Source organism: Catenibacterium sp. co_0103 (assembly GCF_004168205.1).
Taxonomy (GTDB): domain Bacteria; phylum Bacillota_I; class Bacilli_A; order Erysipelotrichales; family Coprobacillaceae; genus Catenibacterium; species Catenibacterium mitsuoka_A.
On sequence record NZ_RCYB01000021.1, the window covers coordinates 22,583 to 30,465 of the forward strand.

A 7,883-nucleotide genomic window follows, 5' to 3' on the forward strand; every position below is an offset into this window, starting at 1 on the left:
TCTTTTTTTATTTAATAGATGTAACTGTATAATCTTTATCTTCTACAGCTTTCTTTAAGACATCATTAGATACTTCTTTACTTAAAGTGACAACTGCAGTGCCTTTTTCATGACTTACATCAGCACTTACTACACCATCTACAGCTTCTAATGCCTTCTTTACAGCCATTTCACAATGACCACACATCATACCAGTAATTTCTAAAGTCTTTTCCATTGTTTTCTTCTCCTTTTTCTTTCTTTTTATATCTTTAGATGCATCATGCATAGAGAAAGTATTGAGTCTCAACGCGTTCATACATACAAAGAAACTAGATAAACTCATGGCAGCAGCCCCTAACATAGGACTCATCTGCCATCCTGTTAAGTGAATAAATACACCAGCAGCAACAGGAATACAAATCGCATTATAGAAAAATGCCCAGAATAAGTTTTCATGGATATTTCTTAATGTCGCACGAGAGAGTCTAATAGCGGCAGTGACATCTGTCAGCTTACTATTCATTAAGACAACATCCGCTGCATCTATCGCAATATCAGTACCTGCCCCAATCGCAATTCCAATATCCGCACGTGTGAGGGCAGGTGCATCATTGATTCCATCACCCACCATCGCTACTTTACCATGCTTTTGTAAATCTTTAATAACACTCTCTTTACCATCAGGCAATACTCCTGCAATTACCTCATCTACACCTGCTTTTGAACCAATTGCATCTGCAGTCTTCTTGTTGTCACCTGTCAACATTACAACTTGAATACCCATGTTCTGCATTTCTTTAATAGCCTGAGGGCTATCTTCCTTCATTGTATCAGCCACACAGATCATACCAAGATAAGTATCATCATACCTAAAGAATAGAGGTGTCTTACCTTCCATTGCCTTGTCAGATGCCTGTGTCATCATGTCTTCAGGAATATGTTTTTCCATCATCTTGATACTGCCACCTAATACTTCTTTACCATGAATTAACCCTCTTAACCCATGACCAGGTAATATCTCGAAGTCTTCAACATCTTCACTACCTTGATAATAATCAGTCACAGCTTTACCAAGAGGATGCTCACTCTTTTTTTCTAGACTAGAAGCATAATTTAATAGTACTTCTTTTTCTATCTTATAAGGGACCACATCAGTCACTACAGGAGTTCCTTTTGTGATTGTACCTGTCTTATCTAATGCAATAATATCAATAGATCCTGCCACTTCTAATGATTCAGATGTCTTAAACAAGATACCATGCTTTGCGCCCATACCATTACCTACCATAATAGCCACTGGTGTTGCAAGACCTAATGCACATGGACATGAAATAACTAAAACGGAAATAGCGCGAGCAATAGAGAATCCAATACTCTTTCCAAGAATCATCCAGACAATAAATGTGACTAACGCAATACCGATAATCACAGGTACAAAGATACCAGAGACTTGATCGGCTTTCTTTGCGATAGGTGCTTTAGTAGATGCTGCATCACTCACCATCTGAATAATCTGTGAAAGTGTTGTATCCTCACCTACACGAGTGGCACGTACTTTAATAAAGCCTGACTGATTAAGTGTTGCACCAGATACTGTATCATTTACTGTTTTATCAACAGGAATACTTTCACCTGTTAAGGCAGATTCATCAATAGCTGTAGAACCTTCCACAATCACACCATCAACAGGAATATTTTCACCTGGTCTGACAATAAACAAATCACCCTTATTCACTTCATCAATACTTACAGTGACTTCTTTATTATCCTTAATAATGACTGCAGTCTGAGGTGCAAGATCCATTAAACTCTTTAAGGCATCTGTAGTACGTCCTTTAGACATTGCCTCTAACATCTTACCAACAGTAATTAAAGTAGGAATCATAGCTGCAGATTCAAAATAGAGATCATGTCCTAAACTCATCACCTTCATCATCTGTCCCTGGCTCATGGCATCAATCATTAAATATAAAACAACTAAGCTATAACCAAAAGCAGCACTAGACCCTAATGCGACCAAAGCATCCATGTTAGGGGATAATTGAAATAAACTCTTATACCCATTAACAAAGAATGCTTTATTAATGACTAAAATAATAATAGTCAATAACATTTCTGTTACTGCAATAGATACATGATTCTCCAAAAACGAAGGTACAGGCCATTTCCACATCATATGACCCATAGATAAATACATTAATAGTATTAAGAATACTAGAGAAGTAATCAGTCTCTTCTTTAATTTTGGTGTCTCATGATCGACTAAAGAATCATCTTTTACTTTTTTAACACCTTTTTCACTTGCACCATATCCAATATTCTCAATTGCCTGAATAATAGATTCAGAAGATGCTGTTCCTTCTACGCCCATAGAATTTGTGAGTAAAGAAACAGAACAGCTATCTACACCATTAATATGAGCTACAGTTTTTTCAATACGATTGGCACACGCTGCACAACTCATACCAGTAATATTATATTGTTTCATTTCATCACCTTCTGTAATACTTTCACTAATTCATCAATTGTTTCATCATGACCTTCTTTAATATCATCCACAACACATGTCTTAATATGCTTTGCAAGTAATTCTTTATTAAAACTATTCAAAGCTGCATTGACTGCAGAAACCTGAACAAGAATATCAGGACAATAAGCATCTTTTTCTACCATGCCTTCAATTCCTCGAATCTGACCTTCGATACGTTTGAGGCGGTTCATGAGTTTTTTCTTTTCTTCTTCACTACGATCCTTATGACGTTCACTGCAGCAGCAATCTTTTTTATCCATTATTTCACCTCCTGTTCCAATCATATACCCTATAGGGGTATACGTCAAGCGATGTGATTGTTGTATAATGACCACAAGGAGAAATGAATTATGAAAACAAATAAAATCGTGCAGGGTGCACTCATCGCATCACTCTTTGGTGTCCTTGCAGTACTCAATACAATGACAGGTACGATGTTTGATAGCTTAATTGGCTATGGAATGGCTATTCCTATGGCTATTTATAGCTATAAGACAGGCCTTAAAGAAGCTTTAATGACTTCCGTTGCTTCCATGGTCATTGCCTTCCTGTTTGGAACACTCAGTTATGTATTAATTGTCCTCTCATCACTTGGTATGGGAACAGTTGTAGGGCTATGTTTAAAAAATAAAGCTAAGAAAGAAACAATGTTGGTGCTTGGTGCTACATTCTTCTTTTTATCTGACTTTTTATATTTCTATGTATTCTCAGGAGTACTAGGTATTAACTTACTCACTGAAGCAAAAGAAATGTATAACCAGATTATTGCGGCAGTGCCTTCTATAACTAATGCCTTTACTTTTCAGGACTTCTATAATCTCATTCCACTCTCTATACTCATTATGTCATTCTTACAGAGTTATCTAGTCATGATGTTATGTGCATTATTCTTTAAACGCTTAAGAATACCTTTTGATATGAGTATTCATATTGCGACATTTAGATTCAGTCCTAAAATGGGATATATTCTCGCAATCATGCTTGCAGGTAGTATGATTGCTAGACAATATTTTGGAAATGTCGTTATTGTACAATATATCTATTTTATTAGTATCTTAGGATTTATGGTGGATGGACTTTCTTTCTTATCTTTCTATCTTATTATCAGAAACCATGGACGTTATTCTAACTTACTTATATTTTTAGTATTCATTCCGTTCCTACAGACACTATTAGTGATTCTAGGAATTATTGATATATTTGTTGAAATACGTCAAATACTGTATAATAAGTATCAATAAGGAGGGCTTCTACAATGACGAGAAAAGTTGCGCAACTTAGAAATATCTTTGTTCTTTTACTCGTATTTATTACCTTTGCGACCTTTGCGGCTTTTGGTATATTTCATCAGGCTTGGATGCTTCGTCTTGCGATATTTGCGGTTATTACGAATGTAATCTACATATCGTTACTATTCTATATGGGCTACTTAATGGATCAAAACAGCTATTCAGTCAGTGATGCTTTAGGTATTGATGCAAAGAATGCTTTGATCTATGGTGGCGTAGGATTGATTCAATATGATGAAAACAGAAACATTACATGGGTTTCAGACTTCTTAAAGGCATTAAATATCAATATTGTAGGAATCAAGCTATTAGAATGGCAGCCTACACTTGCTAGTCTTTTTGATGATGAAGATGTCAAAACAATAGAAGTCAAAGGAAAGAAATTCGAAGTATATAATAGTGCGGATACAAGACTCATCTATATGAAGGATGTGACACAATATGTCTCTTTATCACAGGACTATGAAGATATGCAGGTATGCATGGGTTATATTACTGTGGATAACTATGATGAAATTATTGCGAATGTAGATGAATCACAGAAGGTAAAGATTCAAAACCAATGTCGTAGCTTAATTACTGATTGGGCATATAAGAATGGTATGATCATTAGACGTTATCAGACAGGTAAATACATTGTCTTCTTTAATGAACGTATCTATAAGAAACTTATTGAATCTAAATTCTCTATTTTGGATGATTTCAAGAATGCGATAGAAGAATTAGATGTGCTTATGACATTATCTATTGGTATTGGTAGAAGTACAAAGGTATTAAGAGAATTAGAAGAACTTGCTTCTTCAGCATTAAGCCTTGCTTATTCACGTGGTGGTGACCAGATTGCGATTAAGAGTGGTAAAGATCATGTACGTTACTTTGGTGGTAAAACAGATGCATTTGAAACATCTTCTAAAGTACGTTCCCGTATTATGGCACAGTCTCTTGCCGGTCTTATTAGTCGTTCACGTAATGTCTTAGTTATGGGACATAAGAACTCAGATTTGGATTCATTTGGTGCTTCTCTTGCGGCTGCGCGTATTGCAGAGAATTTAGGTAAGAGAGCCAATATCGTAATTGACTATGAATCTCTTGAAGAAAAAACAAAAGGTGTCGTAGAAATGTTGAGAAGTAATCCTGATTATAAGGGTTTAATGTTGACTATTTCAGAAGCACTTGAAAAAACTAATAAAGATACTTTATTAATCTGTGTAGATAATCATAAGGATTCATTGGCTATTAGCCGTTCAGTACTTGATAAAGTAAAAAACAAGGTCATTATTGACCACCATCGTCGTAGTGAAGAATTTATTTCTTCACCGGTTCTCACATACTTAGAACCATCTGCATCCTCTACAGTAGAATTACTTGTAGAACTATTTGACTACCAGCAACATGAAATTGAAATTTCATCACTTGATGCGACAGTTATGTATACGGGGATGCTAGTAGATACAAACTATTTCAGACAGCATGTGGGTACAAGAACATTCCAGTCAGCAGCTAAACTCAAAGAAGCACAGGCTGACTTAGCACTTGCATATGAATTATTAGAAGATTCATTTGAATGTATGAAAGAAATATTTGATATCACAGAATCAGCTTATCGTTATAAGGATAGATTCCTTATTGCGACAGGCAAAGATGACGAACTGAGTCGTTCTACTCTCGCAAAGGCTGCAAACCAATTAGTATATGTTTCTGGCATTTATGCTGCATTTGCGATAGGATATATATCTAAGAACACGGTGGCAATCAGTGCACGTAGTTCTAAAAAGATCAATGTCCAGATGATTATGGAAGATCTAAATGGTGGTGGTCATTTCTCTATGGCTGCCTGTCAGATTGAAAATGTGACAATCGAAGAAGCAAAAGAGAGATTAGAACATGCAATAGATGCATATTTGGAAGATAGGGGTGTATAAATATGAAAGTTATTTTATTAGAAGATGTGAAAAAAGTTGGTAAGAAGGGTGAAATCGTTAATGTATCTGACGGTTATGGACAGAACTTCTTAATTAAGAATGGTAAAGCTTTAATGGCAACAGAAACAGGTAAGAAAATTGTTGCTCAGCAGGAAGAAGAAAAGAAACAGGAAGACTTAAAGAAGAAAGAAGAAGCTCAGGAACTTGCAAAGAAGCTTGAAACTATTGTGGTAGAATTCAAAGTAAAGACTGGTAAGGATGGTAAGAGCTTTGATCATGTTTCTACAAAACATATCGCAAAGAAATTATTAGAAGAACATGGTATTAAGATTGATAAGAGAAAGTTCATCAATGCATATCCAGTAGGTGCTTTAGGAACTACTAAGTTGAAGATTGAACTTTATAAAGGTGTTATTGCGACTATCAATGTTCATCTATCTGAAAAATAAGGTGAATACTTATGGATACAAGAGAACTCCCTCATGACTTAGAGGCAGAACGTGCTTTGTTAGGGGCGATGTTGATTGATAAGAACGCATGTAATGATGTCATCAACATGGCAACACCTCAGGATTTCTATCTTGATGCGCATCGACTGATCTTTACAGGTATGAAGTTCCTTCATGACGGTAATAAACCAATTGATGCCACTACAGTGACTGATTATTTAATTAACCAGAAGATATTAGAAAAAGTAGGTGGAGTAGACTACTTATTGGTACTTGCGAATTCAGTACCGACAGTCGCTCATACAACACATTATCTTCAGATATTAAATGAGAAGTCATTACTTAGAAGACTTATTAAAGAAGCTACAAACATCGTACAAGATGCTTATGGTGAAATTACTGATATTAATGATTTTATTGATACAGTAGAAAAAGATGTCTTAGAAGTCACTAGAGATAGAAATGCCGGGGAATTCAAGACAATTGAAAGTGTTGTACAGAATGTCACAGCCAGAATGAATCTCCTTCAGAAAAATGGTGGAGTTGTCTCTGGTGTAAAGACAGGCTATAAAGAATTAGATAAATTAACATCAGGCTTTCAGCCGGGTGATTTAGTTATTCTTGCAGCTAGACCTTCTGTAGGTAAGACAGCTTTTGCCTTGAATATTGGTTTTAATTCATCACTTAATAGTGAAGAAGCTGTCGCAATATTTTCACTAGAAATGCCTGCTGAACAGCTTGTCACCAGATTAATATGCTGTGCAGGATCTATTGATAACGATAAATTAAAAACAGGTGCGATTTTAAAAGAGAATGCGAATAAATATTATGCAGCAGCAGATCGTGTCACACGTTGTAATTTATATATTGATGATACACCAGCTGTTAAGATTGGTGAAATTGCAGCTAAATGCAGAAGACTACAAAGAGAACAGGGATTAAAGATGGTTATTATCGATTACCTCCAGTTAATCTCTGGTCCATCTTCATCAAGAGAATCAAGACAGCAGGAAGTATCTGATATCTCTAGACAGTTAAAAGCACTAGCAAGAGAATTAAAGTGTCCTGTTATTGCCTTATCACAGCTTTCTCGTCAGGTTGAACAGCGTAAAGGAAAACCAATGTTGTCCGACTTAAGAGAATCAGGAGCTATCGAACAGGATGCCGATATTGTAGCCTTCCTTCATCGTGAAGACTATCAGAACAAAGAAAAAGAAGCAGAAACAAACGGCTTAACAGAAATTGTTGTGGCTAAGCACAGAAATGGTGCAACAGCCGATATCAGCCTTGTATTTGAAAAACAATACTCTCGTTTCTCGGATTACTATACAGGTCCAGAAAACCAGAACAGTGGTGAAGGACTTAGAATTTAAAAGGGGCTGTGACGAATAGATAGTATTTACTACTACCATGAGCGTTACAGCTCTTTTTCGTATATCCAAACCCAAAAAGGTTATTCACCACTGCATGGTGAATAACCTTTTCATATTTCAGACGCATTTAAAATGAACCTGCCCATTTCTTAAAAAAATTTTTATCAGCAGGTATATCTTTTTCAAAATCTAGTAGCGCATATGTCTGATATGTCGTATAATCTTGTTGGTATGTTTTCATGGTAGAATTAATGTACCACAAAGGGGCTGTAACGAATAGGTAGTATTTACTACTACCTTGAGCGTTACAGCTCTTTTTCGTATATCCAAACCCAAAA

General features: G+C 35.8%; 7 protein-coding genes. 4 read left to right on the plus strand and 3 right to left on the minus strand.

What is annotated here, in order from left to right; genetic code table 11:
* Positions 1-7: 7 nt before the first annotated feature.
* Together EAI80_RS05370 and EAI80_RS05375 are read right to left on the minus strand one after the other, a co-directional pair.
* The gene (locus EAI80_RS05370) at positions 8-2,470 is read right to left on the minus strand and encodes a heavy metal translocating P-type ATPase (protein ID WP_129981222.1); all 2,463 of its coding nucleotides are present in this window, start codon (positions 2,468-2,470) and stop codon (positions 8-10) included.
* The gene (locus EAI80_RS05375) at positions 2,467-2,772 is read right to left on the minus strand and encodes a metal-sensing transcriptional repressor (RefSeq protein ID WP_022425740.1); all 306 of its coding nucleotides are present in this window, start codon (positions 2,770-2,772) and stop codon (positions 2,467-2,469) included. Before EAI80_RS05375 ends, EAI80_RS05370 begins: the two co-directional genes overlap by 4 nt.
* 90 nt (positions 2,773-2,862) lie before the next feature.
* Here EAI80_RS05375 and EAI80_RS05380 point away from each other — a divergent pair, with 90 nt between their 5' ends.
* Genes EAI80_RS05380 through dnaB form a run of 4 tightly spaced genes read left to right on the plus strand, consistent with a single transcriptional unit; the run spans position 2,863 to position 7,545 of the window.
* Positions 2,863-3,753, plus strand: coding sequence for a DUF2232 domain-containing protein (locus tag EAI80_RS05380; protein ID WP_129981223.1), 891 nt, complete (start codon positions 2,863-2,865; stop codon positions 3,751-3,753).
* 14 nt (positions 3,754-3,767) lie between these two features.
* Entirely contained in the window at positions 3,768-5,723 is a 1,956-nt protein-coding gene (locus tag EAI80_RS05385; protein ID WP_129981224.1) for a DHH family phosphoesterase, read from the plus strand.
* A 2-nt stretch (positions 5,724-5,725) separates the two neighbouring features.
* Positions 5,726-6,172 carry a 50S ribosomal protein L9 gene (rplI, locus tag EAI80_RS05390; RefSeq protein ID WP_129981225.1) on the plus strand — a complete coding sequence of 149 codons (447 nt, stop codon included), beginning with the start codon at positions 5,726-5,728 and terminating at the stop codon, positions 6,170-6,172.
* 11 nt (positions 6,173-6,183) lie between these two features.
* Positions 6,184-7,545, plus strand: coding sequence for a replicative DNA helicase (gene dnaB / locus EAI80_RS05395; protein ID WP_117460310.1), 1,362 nt, complete (start codon positions 6,184-6,186; stop codon positions 7,543-7,545).
* Positions 7,546-7,672: 127 nt separating this feature from the next.
* On the opposite strand, the gene EAI80_RS13780 is transcribed toward dnaB, so the two are convergent.
* The coding region (locus tag EAI80_RS13780) for a hypothetical protein (protein WP_238634442.1) at positions 7,673-7,883 on the minus strand (211 nt) is incomplete at its 5' end.